Annotated in this window: 18 protein-coding genes (1 of these 18 cut by a window edge); 6 read left to right on the forward strand and 12 right to left on the reverse strand. The window is 67.3% G+C overall.

Translation table 11 applies throughout. The annotated features are described in order from the left end of the window. A protein-coding gene (locus AC6BOR_RS07965) for a hypothetical protein (RefSeq protein WP_498057958.1) crosses the window boundary here: on the forward strand, nucleotides 1-275 show its 3' portion. It extends 13 nt beyond the left edge of the window; the window shows 275 of its 288 coding nt (coding positions 14-288); its start codon lies beyond the left edge, outside the window; its stop codon occupies nucleotides 273-275. 6 nt (nucleotides 276-281) lie between these two features. Here the strand turns inward: AC6BOR_RS07965 and AC6BOR_RS07970 are convergent, their stop codons facing one another. From AC6BOR_RS07970 to AC6BOR_RS07995, 6 genes are all read right to left on the reverse strand, one after another. After that, on the reverse strand, nucleotides 282-1,202 hold the full coding sequence (locus AC6BOR_RS07970; protein WP_498057959.1) for a DUF4167 domain-containing protein: 921 nt from the start codon (nucleotides 1,200-1,202) through the stop codon (nucleotides 282-284). A 283-nt stretch (nucleotides 1,203-1,485) separates the two neighbouring features. Then, a complete protein-coding gene (locus AC6BOR_RS07975) occupies nucleotides 1,486-2,289 on the reverse strand; it encodes an SDR family NAD(P)-dependent oxidoreductase (RefSeq protein WP_498057960.1) in 804 nt (267 codons plus the stop codon). Further along, on the reverse strand, nucleotides 2,286-2,969 hold the full coding sequence (locus AC6BOR_RS07980) for an NnrU family protein (protein WP_498057961.1): 684 nt from the start codon (nucleotides 2,967-2,969) through the stop codon (nucleotides 2,286-2,288). The genes AC6BOR_RS07975 and AC6BOR_RS07980 overlap by 4 nt, the downstream gene beginning before the upstream one ends. Before the next feature lie 41 nt (nucleotides 2,970-3,010). Beyond that, nucleotides 3,011-4,306: an amidohydrolase family protein gene (locus AC6BOR_RS07985; RefSeq protein WP_498057962.1), complete on the reverse strand. Its 1,296-nt coding sequence runs from the start codon at nucleotides 4,304-4,306 to the stop codon at nucleotides 3,011-3,013. Then, on the reverse strand, nucleotides 4,303-5,727 hold the full coding sequence (locus AC6BOR_RS07990) for an amidohydrolase (RefSeq protein ID WP_498057963.1): 1,425 nt from the start codon (nucleotides 5,725-5,727) through the stop codon (nucleotides 4,303-4,305). The genes AC6BOR_RS07985 and AC6BOR_RS07990 overlap by 4 nt, the downstream gene beginning before the upstream one ends. Before the next feature lie 62 nt (nucleotides 5,728-5,789). Beyond that, complete coding sequence (locus tag AC6BOR_RS07995) at nucleotides 5,790-7,550, reverse strand: peptide MFS transporter (RefSeq protein WP_498057964.1); 1,761 nt, start codon at nucleotides 7,548-7,550, stop codon at nucleotides 5,790-5,792. Between the two features lie 123 nt (nucleotides 7,551-7,673). Between AC6BOR_RS07995 and AC6BOR_RS08000 the strand changes: the two genes are divergently transcribed. Beyond that, nucleotides 7,674-8,909: a metal-dependent hydrolase family protein gene (locus AC6BOR_RS08000; RefSeq protein ID WP_498057965.1), complete on the forward strand. Its 1,236-nt coding sequence runs from the start codon at nucleotides 7,674-7,676 to the stop codon at nucleotides 8,907-8,909. Nucleotides 8,910-8,941: 32 nt separating this feature from the next. Beyond that, nucleotides 8,942-9,520, forward strand: a complete 579-nt coding sequence (locus AC6BOR_RS08005) for a nitroreductase family protein (protein WP_498057966.1) — start codon at nucleotides 8,942-8,944, stop codon at nucleotides 9,518-9,520. On the opposite strand, the gene AC6BOR_RS08010 is transcribed toward AC6BOR_RS08005, so the two are convergent. From AC6BOR_RS08010 to AC6BOR_RS08035, 6 genes are all read right to left on the reverse strand, one after another. Beyond that, nucleotides 9,521-10,201 (reverse strand): head GIN domain-containing protein, encoded by a 681-nt coding sequence (locus AC6BOR_RS08010; protein WP_498057967.1) that lies wholly within the window; start codon nucleotides 10,199-10,201, stop codon nucleotides 9,521-9,523. It lies immediately after the preceding gene. 52 nt (nucleotides 10,202-10,253) lie between these two features. After that, nucleotides 10,254-10,796, reverse strand: a complete 543-nt coding sequence (locus AC6BOR_RS08015; RefSeq protein ID WP_498057968.1) for a hypothetical protein — start codon at nucleotides 10,794-10,796, stop codon at nucleotides 10,254-10,256. Nucleotides 10,797-10,824: 28 nt separating this feature from the next. Then, nucleotides 10,825-11,328, reverse strand: coding sequence for a CarD family transcriptional regulator (locus AC6BOR_RS08020; protein WP_207759275.1), 504 nt, complete (start codon nucleotides 11,326-11,328; stop codon nucleotides 10,825-10,827). Between the two features lie 336 nt (nucleotides 11,329-11,664). Then, nucleotides 11,665-12,003, reverse strand: coding sequence for a ferredoxin FdxA (fdxA, locus tag AC6BOR_RS08025; RefSeq protein ID WP_086115145.1), 339 nt, complete (start codon nucleotides 12,001-12,003; stop codon nucleotides 11,665-11,667). A 70-nt stretch (nucleotides 12,004-12,073) separates the two neighbouring features. Continuing rightward, nucleotides 12,074-12,406, reverse strand: a complete 333-nt coding sequence (locus AC6BOR_RS08030; RefSeq protein WP_498057969.1) for an RNA-binding S4 domain-containing protein — start codon at nucleotides 12,404-12,406, stop codon at nucleotides 12,074-12,076. A 3-nt stretch (nucleotides 12,407-12,409) separates the two neighbouring features. Continuing rightward, complete coding sequence (locus AC6BOR_RS08035; RefSeq protein WP_498057970.1) at nucleotides 12,410-14,986, reverse strand: helicase-related protein; 2,577 nt, start codon at nucleotides 14,984-14,986, stop codon at nucleotides 12,410-12,412. A 341-nt stretch (nucleotides 14,987-15,327) separates the two neighbouring features. Between AC6BOR_RS08035 and AC6BOR_RS08040 the strand changes: the two genes are divergently transcribed. Genes AC6BOR_RS08040 through AC6BOR_RS08050 form a run of 3 tightly spaced genes read left to right on the forward strand, consistent with a single transcriptional unit; the run spans nucleotide 15,328 to nucleotide 18,028 of the window. After that, the gene (locus tag AC6BOR_RS08040) at nucleotides 15,328-16,851 is read left to right on the forward strand and encodes a M23 family metallopeptidase (protein WP_498057971.1); all 1,524 of its coding nucleotides are present in this window, start codon (nucleotides 15,328-15,330) and stop codon (nucleotides 16,849-16,851) included. A gap of 48 nt (nucleotides 16,852-16,899) precedes the next feature. Beyond that, nucleotides 16,900-17,550, forward strand: coding sequence for a class I SAM-dependent methyltransferase (locus tag AC6BOR_RS08045; RefSeq protein WP_498057972.1), 651 nt, complete (start codon nucleotides 16,900-16,902; stop codon nucleotides 17,548-17,550). A 49-nt stretch (nucleotides 17,551-17,599) separates the two neighbouring features. Next, nucleotides 17,600-18,028 carry a DUF3429 domain-containing protein gene (locus tag AC6BOR_RS08050; protein ID WP_498057973.1) on the forward strand — a complete coding sequence of 143 codons (429 nt, stop codon included), beginning with the start codon at nucleotides 17,600-17,602 and terminating at the stop codon, nucleotides 18,026-18,028. Nucleotide 18,029: the final 1 nt, after the last annotated feature.

The raw sequence follows: 18,029 nt of genomic DNA on the forward strand, positions 1-18,029 counted from the left end.
AATCCAGCGCCACGGCCAGTTGGGCGGCGTTCCGGCGGCTGATGGCGTGGATCGGGCTGGCCACGCTGCTGGCGCTCGGCGCCGGCCTGTGGTGGCTGCAGGCCAGCGGGGCGCCGGCACGATGGGAGCTGTGGGTGGCAGCGGCCGGCGGCATTGCCGGCACCATGCTGCTGACCGGGGCGCTGATGGGGCTGGTGTTCCTGTCCAACCGCTCAGGCCATGATGATCGGGTGGGCCAGGCCGATCCGCAGATCGAAACCTGGCCCGAAGACTGAGAGACTTTATTCGGCAGCCGGCTCGGCCGCGGCCTTGCGCGGGCGGCCACGGCGCTTGGGGGCCGATTCGGTCTCGGCGGCAGGTGCGTCCGCAATCGGGGCGTCCACGACCGGCGCCGGCGTCTCGACAACCTCGGCGCGGTCGCGCTTCAGGCCGAGGCGGCGGCCGCCCTGTTCGGCAGCGGGCATGGTCGCCGGCGGCGGCAGCGCCTGCAGCAACGATTCGCGGTCATCGGCGCCATCCTGATCGGCGCGCTGCTCCTGGCGGTCGCTCCGCTCCGGCCGACGCTCGCGCCGGTCGCGCTGCCAGTCACGGCGGCGGTCCTGGCCACGATCATCACCGCCACGCTCATCGGCCTGGCGCTCATCACGGCTGCGCTCATCGCGCTGCCTGTCTTCGCGGGGCCGCTCATCGCGCTGGCGGTCATCCCGCTGGCGATTGTCGCGCTGGCGATTCTCACGCGGGCGGTCATCGCGGCGGTCATCGCGCGGCCGGTCATCCCGGCGCTCATCACGGCGGTCGCGCCGGTCGTTGGGGCGCTGGTCGCGGCCGTCGCTGGCTTCGGCCTCGTCGCCAGCGTCTTCGTCGCCATTGTCGGCGCTGTCGACATCGGCATCAAGGCCGTCATCATCATAGGCATCCCGGCCACGCCGGCCGTCGTTGCGGCCTTCGGGTTGGCGATCACGATAATCGCCGAGCACGCGATAATAATGCTCGGCATATTGCAGATAATATTCCGCCGTCACCCGATCGCCGGCCTGCTGGGCATCGCGGGCCAGGGCACGATATTTTTCCAGCAGCTGGGTGGCGTTGCCGCGCTGGCGGTTGTCCAGCCGCGGGCCATAATTGTTGCCACCGGCCATCTGTTGCGGGCGCGGCCCATTGTTGCCGCCACCCCGACGCCGCCGCTGGTTGTTCCTGATCAAGATCGCCGTCCCCGTTGCTGCCGGTTGCTGGCCGCCCTGCGGCCCCGGTGGGTGAAACTCTCTGGCTTGCCCTTGCGCCCTGCCGCTGCGACCGCGCATAGGCACCACAGATGCCCGATGCGGTCGCTGGCCCCTTTCAACCCGATTGGGATAAAACCCCGGTGGCCATCAATGCGCGAAGGCTGGCCTGCTGCAATCCACTGCGCGGGCCATCCAATCGCGCCCTAGCGGCAAAGTGGCCAGCCGCCAAGGGAAAAACGACGCAACCGTTCCGGCAGGCCGGTCAACGTGCCACCTTGGGGGCCATGCTGGCCATCAGCTGGAAACAGGCGTCGGGATCCTGGCGCTTCAGGCCGAGCAATTGCATCTCGGCCGCCCCGTCCCGGCCGACGGGGATTTCCGGCACATTGCCCACCACCCCGGCGATGATCTGCCCGGCCGCCTCGTGGATGGAAATGCCGCCATCCACGGGATCATCGCCAGCGCCCTTCTGGCTGCCATCGGCGGTCAGCGCATTGGCGCCGATGCCGGTCGCGACAAAGCCGGGGGTGAGCACGTGGACCTGCACGCCATATTGGGCGATCTCGGCCCGCAGCGCATCAGACCAGCCGACCAGCGCATGCTTGGCCGCGCAATAGCCGGTGCGCAGCGGGGAGCCGACCTTGCCGGCCACCGAGGCGTTGTTGATGATACGCCCCCGGCCGCGCTGCACCATGGCCGGCAGCACCAGTTGCGTCAGCCGCAGCGGCGCGAAGAAATCCACCTCCATCAGCGTGCGATAGACTTGGAAATCCGTGTCGAGCCCCAGGCTGCGCTGCGAGATGCCGGCGTTGTTGACCAGCCAGTCGATGCCGCCAGTGGCCGCCTCCACCCGGGCGACGATGGCCGGCAGGGCATCAAGATCGGTCACTTCAAAGGCTTCGACAATGCTGCCGGGGCATTCGGCCGCGACCGCATCCAGCGCGGCCTGGTTGCGGCCCGACAGCACCAGCCGGGCGCCCCGCTGCGCCAGCGCCAGCGCCAGCCCCTTGCCGATGCCCGACGAGGCGCCGGTGATCCAGACAGTGGTGCCGTTCAAATCGGTCATTGCAGATAGCTCCAGCCAGCAGCGGGGACCCCGATCAGCATCGGGTGCGCCCAGAGAATGAGGCCCCACAGCACAAATCCGCCCACAACGGGCACCAGGCCGGGCCACAGCGCCGACAGCGGTTGCCGGCCGGCGAGGATGGCCAGGAACGGCACATGGCTCGTGCGGGCCATGTGCACGGCATAGGACGGGTTCTGGCTGCGCTTCTTGCCATCCTGCAGGGCAGAGCCAACCAGCGCCAACGTACCGACCCCGCCGGCCAGCACGATGGTGCGCGGATCAGCCGTCATCAGGATGTGCACGCCGGCCCAGATGGCAAAGCTCCACATCATCGGATGGCGGGTGATGCGCTGCATGCCCTTGGGATCGCCCTTCACCCCCGGCATCATCGCCGGGTTTGGCGCACTGACCGAACCGACAAACAACATGCAGGCAAACAGCATGGCGATCAGCACCGGCAGATAGGCGCCGGCCGGCGTGTCCCACAGCCGCTCCTTGGGCATCTGCCGCCACAGCTGCACCGCGCTGCCGAAACTGGCGAGCGCGACCAGCGAATAGAGGATGGCAAAGCCCTTCTCGCCGATGCGTGCCACCAACGGCGCGCGCAGCGGGTGCGACAGCAGTTCATGGCTGACAACGAACAGGCCGACCAGCAGCCCCAACAGCAGCAGATCCGACACGATGACCCCTTCCCCAATGGCCGGAGTCCGTGCCCCGGCGATCAGCGTGGATACTGCAACGGCAAATCGGTGCGGCCAAGGGCCTTGTAACGATTGGCCAGCTCGGTCTGGCGGCTGGTCATCGGCTGGGCGACACCATCTATATAGACGGCGACTGGCGCGCTCTGCAGCTCCAGCGGGTCGCCATCCCAGATCACCACGTCGGCGCGCTTGCCCACCGCCAGCGTGCCCAAATCGGCCAAACCCATGATTCGGGCCGGATTGGCGGTGATGGCGGCCAGCGCCTGGCCCTTGGTCAGGCCCTTGCCGCCGGGCACAAGTCCCTGCGCCACGGCATTGCCGGCATAGGCTGGCAGGTTGAACGGCGCGGTGCCGCCAATGCCGCCCAGGGCACCCAGCGCCACCGTCACCCCGGCCGCCTGCAGATGGCCGATGTTGTTGCGGCTGGCGGCCAGCGATTCGAAATCGTCGGGCAGATCATAGAGGCTGTGGGTGATCACCGGCACGCCGGCCTTGGCGATCTCGCCCGCCACCAACCACGCCTCGCGCGCGCCCACCAGCACCGGGCGCATCGCCGGATATCGGCCCTTCAGCTTCAGCACCTCCGAAATGTCGCTGGCGCGTTCGACATGGATCAGCAGCGCCTGCCGGCCATCCAGCACCGGACCCAGCGCCTCGGCATCCAGCCGCTTGGCCAGCGATCCCGAATCCTGCCCACGATCAAACAGGGCCGGATTGGCGGCATAACGCTGGGCTTCGGCCAGCATGTTGGCCAGCTGCGCCCAGGCCGCCGGGCGGGACCCGCCGGCCAGCCGCGCGCCGTTTTCACCCATCTCCATATATTGAAACGCGCGCGCGCGCGTGAGCGTGGGGCCAGTGGCAGACAGGCTGATCACCGCACCCTGCCCGCCAAAGATGGTGCTGGCCGAATCGGGAACCACCACCGCGCGGGTGATGCCGCCAAGCCGATTGATCGGAATGTGCAAGGATCGCGGGTTGATCGCGGTGGACACATCCAGCGCCGCCGAAAAGGCCGATTGGCGCGCCGCCGAATCATTGGATTCGCGCACGCCATTCACTTCGGACAGGCCCACATCGCTGGCCGCGGCGATGATGCCGGGGGTGACGATGCGCCCTCTGGCCTCCACCACCGTTGCGCCGGCCGGCACGGGCAGGCCGGCGCCAACCGCCGTGATGCGGCCATTGTCAAAGATCAGGGTGGCGTTGGCGATCACCCCATCGCCCTGGCCCGTCATCACTGTGGCGCCGGTGATGGCGGTGGGGGCGGCCAGCGCCGGTGTGGCGGCCAGCGCCGCCGTCAGGAGCAGCCGCTTCATTTCACCTCTCCCACGCCGGGTTGGCCCAGTTCGAAATCCGATGTCGGCCGCCGCTTGGGATCACCCCAGTCATACATCAGGGCACCGTCGATCCACACGTTCATCGGCCGGGCATAGACGCTGAACGGCTCGGCCGACCACAACACCACATCGGCCGCTTTGCCCACCTCCAGGCTGCCGGTCTTGTCGGCGATGCCCAGGCCCTTCGCGGGGTTGAGGCTCAGCCAGGTCCAGGCGGTTTCCGGCGGCACATTGATGCCCAGCCGGCGGCCGGCCGCCAGCGCCTTGGCGGCTTCCTGGTTCAGCCGCTGGATGCCGTTTTCATCGTCGCTGTGCACGATGGCGCAGGCCCCGGCATTGTGTACCAGCGCGATATTCTCCTTGATGCCGTCGAAACTCTCCATCTTGAAGCCATACCAATCGGCCCACATCGCCGAGCAGATGCCCTCCGCCTTCAGCATGTCGGCGATCTTGTAGCTTTCGACCGCGTGGTGGAACGTCGTCACCTTGTAATTGAACTCGTGGCTCATGCTGATCACATTGGCCATCTCGTCGGCGCGATAGCAGTGGTTCTGCACCAATATCTCGCCGTTCAGCACGCCCATCATCGTGTCCAGCGCCAGCTCGCGCCGCGGCGCATCGGTTGGCTTGGCGGTGCCGGCCTGGGCTCTGCGGGTATAATCATCCCAGCGTCGCTTGTAGGCGGTCGCGTCTGACCACAGCTGGCGGGCATAGGCGATATTGCCCATCCGGGTGGAAGGCATCTGGTTGCGGTTGCCATAGACCCGCTTGGGGTTCTCCCCGCAAGCCATCTTCAGGCTGTAGGGCGCGCCGGGAAACTTCATCTCCTGCACGCTGCGGCCATAGACGGGCTTCAACGTGGTGCCACGCCCGCCAAACAGGTTGGCCGATCCGGGCAGCACGTGCAGCGCGGTGATGCCGCCGGCCAGCGCCCGGCTGAACCCAGGGTCCTGCGGCCACACGCTGTGTTCGGCCCACACCTCCGGCCGGGCCGGGCTGGTGCCTTCATTGCCGTCGCTGTGCGCCTCCACGCCGGGGCTGGGATAGACGCCCAGGTGGCTGTGGATGTCGATGATGCCGGCCGTCACATATTTGCCGGTGGCATCGATCACGGTGGCGCCGTCGGGAATGGCAACCGTGGCACCTATTTCGGCCACCTTGCCACCGTCAAGCCGGATCATGCCACCATCGATTCGGTTGCCGGCACCATCATAGATGGTGGCGCCACGGATCACCGTGGTCCGGGCCGGATATGGCCTATACTGGCTGGGCCAGGGGTCTTTCGGCGCGGCGATGATTTCGGGCGGCGGGGCCGACGGCGGCGGCGGGGCCGGCTTGTCCTTCGCGGCGGTTGCCGTAGCCAGCGCCACGGCCATCACAACATATGCACGCATCACCATCGTCCCCTGTTGGCCATCATGGTGGGCCAACAGGGGAGGCGTGGCAAATTACGCTGCGGCCATCATTTGACGCCGTGCATCAGCTTCTTGAGCAGCGGCGACAGCAGCAGCAGCACGCCGCCAATCGCCGCGGAGGCGAGGCCGATGGTCTGGAACACCTGGGTATAGGTGTCGAGGCTCACCTTCAGGTTGGTCACCTGACCGCCCACGGTTTCCACGCTGGCCACCTGCGCCACCAGCCCGCCGACATATTGGGCACAGGCGATGGAGACGAACCACAGGCCCATCATCAGACCGACGACACGGGCGATGGACAGCTTGGTCACCATCGACAGGCCGACGGGCGAGATCATCAGCTCCGCCATCGAATGGATCAGATAGAGGCCGGCCAGCCACCACAAGCCCACCTTGAAATCATCGCCGGCAAACTGGCTGCCCCACACCAGGAACAGGAAGCCGCCGCCCACGCCGGCGAGCGCCAGACCGAACTTCACCGGAATCCCCGGCTCCAGCCCGCGCCGGCCCAGCGCCTGCCACAGCATCGAAAACAGCGGCGCCAGCATCACGATGAAGATGGCGTTGAAAAACTGCGTCTGCCCCGGCGAGATTTCAAACAGCCCGAACACCGACAGATCGGTGTTGCGGGCCGCAAACAGGGTCAGGCTGGAACCGGCCTGTTCAAACAGCGTCCAGAACACCACGTTGAACACGATCAGCACGATGGCGGCCAGCATCATCTGCCACTCCTGCCGGTTGCCATAGATGACAGACCAGATCGGGATGAACACCACGCAGGCCAGGAACGTGCCGAACAGCACCTTGCCCAAAATGGGCAGGCCCATCAGATAGCCGACGAAGCCAGCGCCTTCGACCGGCGGGGGCGCGGCCATCAGATTGGTGAACAGGAACCACACCAGCGGCACAAAGGCGATCGCACCCAGATAGATCGGGATGTCGCGCCTGGGCGCATTGGCCGGCGGCTCGCCATAACCTTCCAGCTTGGGGCCTGAGAACTGGATCAGATACCAGCTCAAGGCCATCCCACAGGCCGCCAGCAGGAAGCCGGCCCACCAGCCCACCTTGTCAGCCAATACGGGACACAGCAGCTGGCTGCCCGTCGACCCCAGGTTGATGCCCATGTAGAAAATGGTGAAACCCGCATCCCGCCGGCTGTCGCCCTTGGCATAGAGACTGCCGACCATGGTGGAGATGTTGGGCTTGAAAAAGCCGTTGCCGATGGTGACGGCCGACAGGCCGAGCAGCATGATGGTGACGAACAGCGGATCGCGGTCACCGCCGGCTTCGAACCCGCCCTTGGCCACCCGGCGCGCCTCGCCGCCATCGGCGGCCAGCAGGCTCACGCTGCCATCCTCATTGCCCTTGATGGTCAGATCCTGGCCGGCGACGCTGATGTGCTGCACCTTGTCGTTGCCGCTGGTCACCAACGTCACGTCGTATCGCTGGCCATCGATCTTGGCCCAGGGCTTGGCCGCCTCCCCGCCAAAGCACAGGGTGAAATAGCCGATCGCCATCAGGACGGCGCCGAACTTCACCGCCTTCTTCGATCCCAGATAATTGTCCGCCAGCAGGCCGCCGACCAGCGGGGTGAGATAGACCAGCGCCGTGAAGCCGCCATAGAGGCTGGTCGTCGTGCTGTCGGAAAACAGGAAATGATTGGCGAGATAGAGCGTCAGCAGCGCCCGCATGCCATAATAGCCAAAGCGCTCCATGGCTTCGGTGGTGAACAGCCGCGCAAGCTGCGCCGGATGGCCAAACCATTGCGGGCGGGTATCAACCACGCCGCCTGTGTTGCTGTCGCTCAAACCCTGTCTCCCTCGCGCCGCGCCCTGCCCTGGCGGCTTCGTGCCATGGTGATAGCGGGGCTGCGCCCGCTCGCCAAGCGCTGCGGGCTTGACGGGCCGGCGGGGCCGGCGTCTGCTTGGGCCATGCGCACGCTCCTCACCGCCCTTATCGCCATCATCGCGTCACCGGCCGTCGCCGCCCCCGTGCTGCTGCAGCCTGATCGGGTGTGGGACGGGGAGGCGATGCACAGCGGCTGGCAGGTGCTGGTCGATGGCCAGCGGATCGTGGCCGCCGGGCCCAATCTGGCCGCGCCGGCGGACGCGCAGCGCATCGCCCTGCCTGGCCAGACGCTGCTGCCCGGCTTCATCGAAGGGCACAGCCATCTGCTGCTCCACCCCTATGACAAGACCCCGTGGGACGATCAGGTGCTGAAGGAAAGCGAGGCCTATCGCGTCGTCCGTGCCGTGACCCATGCGCGCGCGACCCTGATGGCCGGCTTCACCACGGTGCGCGATCTCGGCACCGAGGGTGCCGGCACTGCCGATGTTGGCCTCAAGCGCGCCATCAACGAAGGCCATGTGCCGGGCCCGCGCATGATCATCGCCACCCGCGCCATCGTCGCGCCGGGCAGCTATGCCCCCAAGAATGATGCCTGGCACGTGCCACAGGGTGCGGAGGAGGCCGACGGGCCGAATCTGGTCAGCGCGGTGCGCCGGCAGATCGGCGCCGGGGCCGATGTGGTGAAGCTCTATGGCGATTATCGCTGGCGCCCCGGTGAAGGCAGCCGGCCCACCTTCAGCCAGGCCGAGATGGCGGCTGCCGTTGCCGCCGCCCATGATGCCGGCCGGCCGGTGGCGGTGCACGCCAACACCGCCGAGGCCATGCGCCGCGCCAGCGCCGCCGGGGTGGACGTGATTGAACATGGCGGCGAAGGCGATGCTGCCACCTTTGCCCTGATGGCGAAGAACCGCACCGGCCTGTGCCCCACCCTGGCCGCCGGCGAGGCCATTGCCCGCTATCGCGGCTGGAACGGGCAGGAGCCTGCGCCCGCCGACATTCAGGAGGATCGCGCCGCCTTCCAGCTGGCGATGAAGGCCGGCGTGCCGATCTGCATGGGTGGCGATGTTGGCGTGTTTGCCCATGGCGAGAATGCGCGGGAGATGCTGGCGATGGCCAGGGCCGGCATGAGCCCGGCTGGCGTGTTGACCGCCGCCACCGCCGGCAATGCCCGGCTGTTCGGCCTGGCTGACCGCGGCCGCATCGCGCCCGGCCTGCTCGCCGATCTGGTCGCGGTGGCCGGCGATCCGCTCACCGATCTCACTTCAGTCACCCAGGTCCGGTTCGTGATGAAGGGTGGGGAGACGGTGCGCCACGATTGACTGGCCGGCCCAGCCAGCTATGCGCAGGCGCCATGGACAGCTTCAACGACCGCACCAGCACCGCCACCCTGCTCGCCAGCCGCCGTTCCGGCAAGGCGCGGGAAATGCTGGCGCCCGGCCCCGATGCCGGCCAGCTTGACGCCATGTTGGCGGCCGCCGCACGCGTGCCCGATCATGGCAAGCTGAACCCGTGGCGGTTCGTGGTGGTGGAAAACCGCGCCGCCTTTGCCGAGGGGCTGCTGGCCATCTATCGCCGCGCCAAGCCCGAGGCCGGTCGGCTGGAGCTGGAGGCGGTGACCCAGTTCGCCACGCAGGCCCCCTGCCTGGTGGTGGTGATCGCCAGCCCGAAGCCCAGCCATATCCCCCTGTGGGAACAGCAGCTTTCGGTGGGCGCCGCCTGCCAGAACCTGCTGCTGGCCGCCCATGCCCTGGGCTTTGTCGGCAACTGGCTCACCGGCTGGGCAGCGTTTGATGATGATGTGCTGGCGCTGCTCGGCGGCACCGCCCCGGAACGCATCGCCGGCTTCTTCTTCTTTGGCAGCCAGGCCAAGGGTCTGGAAGAGCGGCCGCGGCCCGATCTGGCCGCGGTGATCAGCCACTGGCGCGGTTGATCAGCTGCAATAGACGTCGCCGCTCCCGGCGACGCGCTTGCTGCACTTGGCGCCGCCAGTGATGCGGACATCGCCCGATCCGGCGATGCGCACATCGGCCTGGCCGCTGGCCCGCGCCATCACATCACCCGAACCGGCCACGCTGATCGACGCGTTGGTGCAGGCGAGACCCGACAGATCGGCATCGCCGCTGCCGGCCAGCCGCACGTTCAGCGCCCCGCAGCGGCCGGCGATCTTCACATTGCCGGAACCGGAAATGGCAACATTGGCCGTCCGGCTATCCAGGCTGGACAGCAGCAGATCACCCGACCCGGAGATGCGGGTGTCGAACACATCACCGCCGCCCTTGTCGGCCTGAACATCGGCGGAGCCGGCCAGCGCCAGCCCGTGCAGGGCCGGCAGGGTGACCGCGATGGCCACCGGCTTGCTGCTGCCCCAGCTCCAGTTGCCGCTCTTGCGGCCAATCTTCAGCTCACCCTTCTCGACCCGCACTTCCAGCTTGTCGAGATCATCCTGCGCGCCGCTGGCCACCACCGAAAAGCCGCTGCCCTGGCGGATCGTCACATTGTCGCTGCCGGCCACGGCCACCTTGTCAAAGCCACTGGCATCAAAACGGCGCTCGGCGGCCAGCGCCGGCACGGCGGCCAGGGTGGCGGCGATCATCAGGCAGGTGCGGATCATGGCAGGCTCCAGCGTGGACACTTGTGTATTGCTTAAATAATACACAATATGGTCACCGGCGCAAGCCCGGCAGGTTGAGGCCGAAGATGTTGATCTCGATGACGAAGAAGCAGACGATCCAGATGGCCGCATCGAAAAAGTCGAGCCAGGCGCCATCGCGCCACCAGAGCAGCGCGCAGACGAAGGTGACGAGATAAAGGCCCCAGCGCAGCGCGGAGCGGGCGAGGCCGCGGGCGCCATCGGGGCGGAACAGATCGACCCAGATCTGGATGGAGATGGCCAGCCAGGCGGTGGCGTTGGCAATCTCCACCGGATCACGGATGCTGACATAATGGTCGAGCGCAAGCAGCGCGCAGGCGTAGCCGGCCAATTCGGCCGCCAGGGCGCCGGGGCTGATGCGGGTGAGGGCGGCGCCTTCGGCCAGCCGGCCAGTTTCCCATTCGAACACGCCGAGGATGATCACCCAGCCGATCTGATCGATGGCCTTGGGCGCCAGCCAATCATCGGCGGCCCACATGAACACGCCGACATTGGCGAGCAACGCCGCATAGACCAAGGCCTTGAAGGCCTGGAACCAGTGCAGACTGCGGGCCAATGCCGGCGTTGGGTCAGGCGGCTGCCGGTCAGGCCGCCTTGAGAACCTGTTCGATCTTCTGCTGGGCGGCCGGCTCGTCGATATTCTCCATCGCGGCCAGCTCGCGGGCCAGGCGGCCGATGGCGGCTTCATAAATCTGCCGCTCGGAATAGCTTTGCTCCGGCTGGTCCTCGGCGCGGTGCAGGTCGCGCACCACTTCGGCGATGCTCACCAGGTCACCGGAATTGATCTTGGCTTCATATTCCTGGGCGCGGCGCGACCACATGGTGCGCTTGATCCGCGGCTTGCCCTTCAGGGTGGTCAGCGCCTCGTTCATGGTGGCCTGGCTGGACAGCTTGCGCATGCCCACGCTTTCCACCTTGTTCATCGGCACACGCAGGGTCATCCGCTCCTTCTCGAACCGCAGCACGAACAGATCGAGCGCGATGCCGGCGATTTCCTGGCTCTGGATCTCCACCACACGGCCAACGCCATGCTTGGGATAGACCACATAATCGCCGACTTCGAAACCGAGCGTCTTGGCCATTGCCATGTCTTGCTGTTCCTCGCTTGTACCCGGCCCGATGGTCCGAAGCGGGCACCGCGCCAAGGCTTCGGGCCCTGCCGGCGATGCACCTGATATGACCATCAGACCTGCCTGCTCATTCACCTGATCTGGCCCGTTGCCCGCCCGGCAGGTGGGCGATGCGGCAACGGAACCCGCGAAACGAACGACGGTGACCGCCATTCACATTTCGTGAATAGCACGGATTTGTCACAATTTCCACATGACTCGGCCACCGGGTGCCATTTTTGCGGCACCGCGGTGGCCGAAATCACCACCCTTGCAGCCAGTTCGGCCGCAAGATCGCCATTTCGGGGCTGGCGCTTAGGAGCCCTTGCCTGGATTGGCCGAGAAATATTTGTCGAACTTGCCGTCTTCGCCCTTGTGCGAATCGGCATCATCCGGGGTCTCGCCCTTGATGGTGATGTTGGGCCACTGCGCCGAATAGGTGGCGTTCAGCTCCATCCACTTTTCCAGGCCACCCTCGGTGTCGGGCAAAATGGCTTCGGCCGGGCATTCCGGTTCGCACACGCCGCAATCGATGCACTCGTTCGGGTTGATCACCACCATGGTCTCGCCTTCATAGAAGCAATCGACCGGGCAGACTTCAACGCAGTCCATATATTTGCACTTGATGCAGGCTTCGGTGACAACGTAGGCCATAAAACTCCCCTCACGAAGGCGCGAGGCGCCCCTTCAGACTGGTGGACAACCCCTGTTTTGCCTGCGCGCCTTAGGCGAGGGCCAAGCCTTCTGGCAAGGGGTCATGTTGCGCAGCCATCGTCACAGCCGGCTGGCCGGGGGTGAGATCGGTGTAGAAACCCCGCGCTTCGACATAAGGTCCGCGCCGTTCGGGCAGGCCTTCCACCCTGACCACGATGATCTCGTCACCGCGCGGCCAACTCAGTACGCTGCCAGCCCGCACCAGCGCCGAGGCGCGATCCACCACACGGCCATCGATGCGCAATCGTCGGCTTTCGCACAGGTCCTGAGCTTGGGATCGTGATGGCGCGAGCCGCGCGAACCACAGAAACTTGTCGAGCCTCAGGCCTGCACCGTAAACCAAATTCTACCTGCCTTTCATCGCTGCCAGGATCGCGAAGGGTGACGCGCCATTCCCCCCGGCATCGGGACTGGCGGCATCAGCGGATTGGCGTGTCGCGGCCGGCCGCGCACCCTGGGCACGGCCAGCCCAGGCAAACTGGGTGGCGCCATCGACCAAGCGCGGCCGATAACCCAGGGCGCGCAGCAACCGCGCGAGGCCATCGTGCGACAGGCCCAGGCTGGTGGCCCAGGCCGGATCCGGCATGAACGGGGTGCGGCCGTTGCGACGATCATGGATATGCCGGGCCAGCCGATCGACCATGTCGATGCGCACGGCCTGCGGCCCCACCCGCCAGAAGCCGGCCACGGCGAGAAATTCGGGCGAGAAACCATCGCTGGCGAAGCTGACCCGGCCGGGCGCCGGCGCCGCCGGCAGTTCCGCCAGGTCCTGCGCCACCGCCCACAAGGCCAGGCGCCAGCGGGTCGGCTCCGGCCGCAGCAGGGCAGGCACGAACACATGTTGCGGCCCCAGCCGCACGCCGAGCCGCGCCAGCGCCTGCCGGTCCGCCCGGGTCAGGCCGGCCAGCTGTTCGGCGAGGGGCGCGCGATCCAGCACGCCGAGCGCTGCCACCAGCTGCACGCCCAGCCCGCGCGCCGACGGCGACAACTCGCCGTGGAGCTGCGCCAGCTTGCACAAGGGCGCCAGCACCCGGCCGGTCGCCTCGGCCACAAAGGCCTCCAGCCGCTGCTGGACGCGGCGCCTATCATCGGGGCCAAGGCTGGTGACCGCACGGTCAAGCTCCACCCGTGGTGTCAGGGCATCGCGGCCCTTGCGCAGGGTAGCAACCCGGGCGCTTCGCCAGTGCAGATGCTGGCCACCCTTGCTGCCGGCAACCAGAGCGAAATCCCCAGCCGGGCTGTCGGCCAGCTGGCGGGCGCGGTGGGCCAGCTCGCGCACAAGATGGCGTTCCGCCGCTGCCAGCAGCAAGCGCTGTTCGCCCGCCCGCGCCGCAGCATCGGCGGTGAAGCGGAACCCGTCGAGGCGGCCGATCACTTCGCCATCCACAGCAACCGCGCCATCGGTTTCGATGGCCACCAGCGCATCCGTGCCGCGCGCCTTCAGATCCTTGAGCAACACTGCGGTGCGGCGATCGACAAAGCGCTGGGTCAGCGCCGCATGCAGCGCATCAGACAAGCGGTCTTCCAGCGCCCGGGTTCGTTCGGCCCAGGTCGCGGTGTTGTCCACCCAATCGGGCCGGTGGGCGATGTAGGTCCAGGTGCGCACCGCAGCGATGCGGTCGGCGATTGCCTCGACATCCCCGGTCACCCGGTCAAGATGCGCAATCTCGGCGGCGATCCAGGCCTCTGGCAGCCGGCCATTGCCTTCGGTGAGGTGGCGGAACACACGGGCGACCAGCCGCGTATGCGCTTCGACACCAGTCTTGCGGTAATCGGGCAGGCTGCAGGCCTGCCACAGGCGGAACAGACCCCGTTCGCCCAGCAGCCGGCTGCCAGCCCGTTCCATCACCCAAGGCTCGCCGGCCAGCCGCTTCAGCACCGCCAGATCGAGTGCATCATCGGCGCGCACCAGTTCCGGGCGGGGCGGGCGGGCATCCATGGTGGCCACCAGGCGCGGCAGGCTGGAAAAATCGAGCGCATGGTTGCGCCAGACCAGTTGGGTCAGCGGTTCAAAGCGATGTGCCTCCAGCCCTTCGATCTCTTCGGGAGCAAAGCTGCATTGTTCCTGCGCGCCAAGCTGCACGGTGCCGAAAGTGCCGTCGCGCTGGTGGCGGCCGGCGCGGCCGGCGATCTGGGCCATTTCGGCCAGCGTCAACCGCCGCTGGCGCTTGCCGTCAAACTTGCCCAGACCGGCAAAGGCGACATGGGCGATGTCCATGTTCAGACCCATGCCGATGGCATCGGTGGCAACGAGATAATCCACCTCGCCCGATTGATACATCGCGACCTGGGCGTTGCGGGTGCGCGGCGAAAGCGAGCCCATCACCACCGCCGCCCCGCCCTTTTGCCGGCGCAGCATCTCTGCGATGGCATAGACTTCGGCAGCGGTGAAGGCGACGATGGCCGTGCGGCGCGGCAGGCGCGACAGCTTCTTCGGGCCGGCGTAGGCCAGGGTGGAAAAGCGCGGCCGGGTGATGATCTCCGCCTCGGGCAGCAGCTTGCGGATCAGGGGCTTCAGCGTTTCCGAGCCCAGGATCATGGTTTCGGCATAGCCGCGCGCCCTGAGCAGCCGATCGGTGAAGACATGACCGCGCTCGGGATCGGCGCCAAGTTGGCCTTCATCGATGCCAACAAACGCCACCTCGCGGTCCAGCGGCATGGACTCCACCGTGCACAGGAACCAGCGCGCCTGGGGCGGCACGATCTTTTCCTCGCCGGTGATCAGCGCGACCTGGTGGGCACCCTTGGCGGCCACCACCCGGTCATAGATTTCGCGGGCCAGCAGGCGCAGCGGGAAGCCCATGATGCCGCTGGCGTGGCCGCACAGCCGCTCGACCGCGAGATGGGTCTTGCCGGTGTTGGTCGGGCCCAGCACGGCCGTCACCTTGGCGGCGGAAGAGGGCGAGGCCGGACGCTGGATCACGCCGGCAAGGTGGCCCGTCGCCGGCCGGCCAACAAGGGGCTGTGGCAATGGGAACGCATGGGGCAACCGATGGCAACGACGGCGGCGCTGACGGCAACCGGAACCGGCTTGCCCAAGAACGGCGCGAACCGCCGCTGTGTCACGAATGCCCGACGCACACGATCATGAAACGGAAGCTGACATAGGCCGATTCGCAACGCAAGGATCGTCGCCTCTGCCCGGAGCGGGCATGTAGACTTGTCCACAGCTTGTTGCGGAATTGACACGGCGACTCGGCGGCGGCAAACCACGCGTGGACCGTGCTGAACGGTCGACCACGGGGTGTTGGCAGGGGGTCGCACTTGTACCAACCCGAATATCAACCGGCCTTTGGCGGCAGCGTTGCGCTGCCGGCCCCTGGCCGTCCGTTGCGCCGGGTGGCCGATGGCGTGGCACGCGCCCTGGCCGATGAACGGCAACGTCTGGCTGATGATCTTGCGGCGCTCCACCGGGCGACCACGGTTGGCGACGTTGATCTGGATCTGGGCACAGCGATCTTCACCCGGCGCTGGTGGCTGAAGGCCGGCGCCTGTGCCGGGCTGGTGCTGGGGGCCGGCTGGGCGGCCTTGCAGGTGCAGCCGATCCTGCCGCTGCTGCCGCCCGGTTTCACGCCTGTGCAGCTGGAAGATGCCCGGCCCCACATCATCGCGCCATTGGCCCTGGGCGGCCCCACCGGCGCCGGCCCGCGGGTGGATGCACGGCTGCTGCGGCCGCTGGCCGAACCACCGGAACGGCCGCGCGTGGAGCGCAGCGTCACCATCGGATCGCGCGGACTGGCTGCGGCACTGCGCAATGCCGGCGTGAGCAGTGGCGATTTGGCGGAGGTCACACGTTTGCTGGGCAGTGCCCGGCCGGGCGGCGGCGTGCGGGCCGAACTGGTGCTGGGGCGGCGCGAGACCAAGACCGTGCCGCGCCCGCTTGAAAGCCTGAACCTGCGCGCGGCCTTTGATCTGCGGGTGGAGATCAGCCGCGTGGATGGCGCGCTGACCATCAAGCGCATTCCGATCAAGGTGGATTCCACGCCGCTGCGGTTGTCGGGGCCCGTGGGCAGCAGCCTCAACCGCGCCTTGCGCAGCGCCGGTATCCCGGCCGCACAGGCCGGCGAGTTCGTGCGGCAGATGCGGCATGTCGTCGATTTCCAGCGCGGCCTGGGCAAGGGCGACCGGTACGACATCATCATCGAGCAGGACCGCGCCGAGACCGGCGAGGTGCGCCATGGCAAGCTGTTGTTTGGCGCCATCATGCGCAAGGGCAAGACCCCGGTGGAAATCGGCCTGTTCAAGGGCGAGTATTATCTGGGCAGCGGCGAAGGCGTGAAGAAGGGGCTGATGAAGACGCCGGTGGATGGCGCCCGCATGTCCAGCGGTTTTGGCATGCGCTTTCACCCGGTGCTGGGCTTTTCCCGCATGCACAAGGGCGTTGATTTCGGGGCCGGCAGTGGCGAACCGATCATGGCAGCCGGCGGTGGCACGGTCAGCTTTGCCGGCTGGCACGGCGGCCATGGCCGCTATGTGATGATCCGCCACAACAAGGAGCTGGCCACTGCCTATGCCCATATGTCGCGCATCGCGGTGAAGCCGGGGCAGAGCGTGCGGCAAGGCCAGGTGATCGGCAATGTCGGATCCTCTGGCCTGTCGACCGGGCCGCACCTGCATTACGAGGTCTGGCTGCGCGGACAGGCAGTGAACCCGGTGTCGCTGCGCTTCATTGGCGGTGCGGAGCTGTCGGGCCGGGCCCTGAACGAGTTCCAGCGCCAGATGAACCGCTGGCGCGCCCTGCCCACGCTGGGCAGCGCGCCGAAATCGGCAAGCAGCACAGCGCGTTGACATTTTTTGGCCATGCTGGCCTGCCAGAAAACGACTGTGCGTCGGATCATGCCTGCCTTGATACTGCCCGTCCTGCTCGGCGGTGCCGGGCCGTTGCCGCGTCCGGCCCGGCCGGTGGCACCGATCATTTCACAGGCCTTTGGCAACGAGGCCGCACGCGACCGCCAGGGCGAGGCCAGCGATGTGCTGCGGATTGCAGGGATTCGGCCCGGCATGGCCGTGGCCGATATTGGCACGGGCGGCGGCTATTATGTGTTGAAGGCGGCGCCCATCGTCGGCCCGCAAGGCCGGGTTTATGCCCAGGACCTGTCGGCCATGGCGCTGGACCAGGTGCGTCAGCGGGTGCAGACAGCAGGTTACAGCAACGTCCGCTATGTCCAGGGCCGGCAGACCAGCACGCGGTTGCCGGCGGCCAGCGTGGATGTCGCGCTGATGGTGCACATGTATCACGAGATCGAGCAGCCCTATCTGCTGCTTGACCGGCTGCGCGCCAGCCTGAAGCCGGGCGGCAAGATCGTCATCGTCGATCTGGACCAGCCGTCCGAAGCCCATGGCATGCCCAAGGCGCTGCTGGTCTGCGAGGTGAAGGCGGTCGGCTATGAGCTGATGGGGGTGACTGACCTTGCCAGGGGCTATGTCGCGGTGTTCCGGCCGGGGGTGCGGCCGGATCCGGCGAGCGTGCGGGCCTGCCGGCCCTGACCAAATTGCCGCATTTGCCCTGCTGCCAGGGGCATGGCAGGGGGTGGGCATGACGATCCCCCGCGTTGTGCTGCTCTATGGCCTGGCCGGCCTGATCCCGTTTTTCGCGGCGCCGCTCGGCACGATGCTGGCGCCCGATTTCCGCTGGCAATTCAACGAGGCGCTGCTGTGGTGGAGCGCCATCATCCTCAGCTTTCTGGGCGGTGCCCGTTGGGGCGCGGCGGTACAGGCCGATGCCCCCTCCCCCCGGCTGATCGGCCTCGCCATGCTGCCCAGCATTGCCGGCTGGCTGATCCTGGTGCTGGTGCCAGCCAACATGCGGGTGATCCAGTTCAGTGCGCTGGCCACCGCCCTGCTGCTGCACCTGCTGTGGGATCTGGCAGCCCGCGCCATGCCGGGCTGGTATGGCCGGCTGCGCATGGTGCTCACGGCCGGGGCAATGACCGCCTTGGCTTGGCAGGCGCTGCTTCAGGGCTGAC

It is taken from the genome of Sandarakinorhabdus sp. FBCC-B8862, from assembly GCF_059745315.1.